The sequence below is a fragment of the Pseudomonas sp. UBA6276 genome, assembly GCF_002438365.1.
Taxonomy (GTDB): Bacteria; Pseudomonadota; Gammaproteobacteria; order Pseudomonadales; family Pseudomonadaceae; genus Aquipseudomonas; species Aquipseudomonas coleopterorum.
Window position 1 is genome coordinate 1 of the sequence record NZ_DJUS01000191.1, and the last position, 891, is coordinate 891.

Below are 891 nucleotides of genomic sequence, written 5' to 3' on the forward strand. Positions count from 1 at the left end.
TGGTGATGCCCTTGACCAGCGCATGCTCCAGGCGCTGATTGACCGGCCAGCCGCGCCATTCCTCGGTTTCGGCTTCCTTGACGCTGCCGTCGCCCTTGAACTTGTCGGCGATGGCGAGCAGGGCGTCGGTGCCTTCGGGCGTACGGTTGAGGACCACATCCTCGACACGCTCGCGCAGCTCGGTGGGGATCTGGTCATAGATCTCCAACTGGCCGGCGTTGACGATACCCATGGTCAGACCGTTGCGGATGGCATGCAGCAGAAACACGGAGTGAATCGCCTCACGCACCGGGTTGTTGCCGCGGAACGAGAACGACACGTTGGACACGCCGCCGCTGGTCAACGCATAAGGCAGCTCATCGCGGATGTAGGCGCAGGCATTGATGAAATCGACGGCGTAGTTGTTGTGCTCCTCGATGCCGGTGGCCACGGCGAAGATGTTCGGGTCGAAGATGATGTCTTCCGGTGGGAAGCCGACCTGATCCACCAGGATGTCGTAGGAGCGTTTGCAGATCTCTTTCTTGCGCGCTTCGGTGTCGGCCTGGCCGGCCTCGTCGAAGGCCATCACCACCACCGCAGCGCCGTAGCGCTTGCACAGCTTGGCGTGGTGAATGAACGCGTCGACGCCTTCCTTCATGCTGATCGAGTTGACGATGCCCTTGCCTTGGATGCACTTGAGCCCGGCTTCGATCACTTCCCACTTGGAGGAGTCGATCATGATCGGCACCCGGGAGATGTCCGGCTCGCCCGCGATCAGGTTGAGGAAGGTGACCATGGCCTTCTGCGAGTCGAGCATGCCCTCGTCCATGTTGATGTCGATCACCTGGGCGCCGGCTTCCACCTGCTGCAGGGCGACTTCCAAGGCCTCGGTGTAGTTCTCCTCGCGGATCA

The 891-nt window shown here is 61.6% G+C and carries 1 protein-coding gene (only partly in view); it reads right to left on the minus strand.

The features are described from left to right. Positions 1-891, minus strand: part of the annotated coding region (locus B2V21_RS21365) for a homocysteine S-methyltransferase family protein (RefSeq protein WP_286917965.1) (this coding region is incomplete at its 3' end). Its footprint extends 1,057 nt past the window's final position; 891 of its 1,948 annotated nt are in view.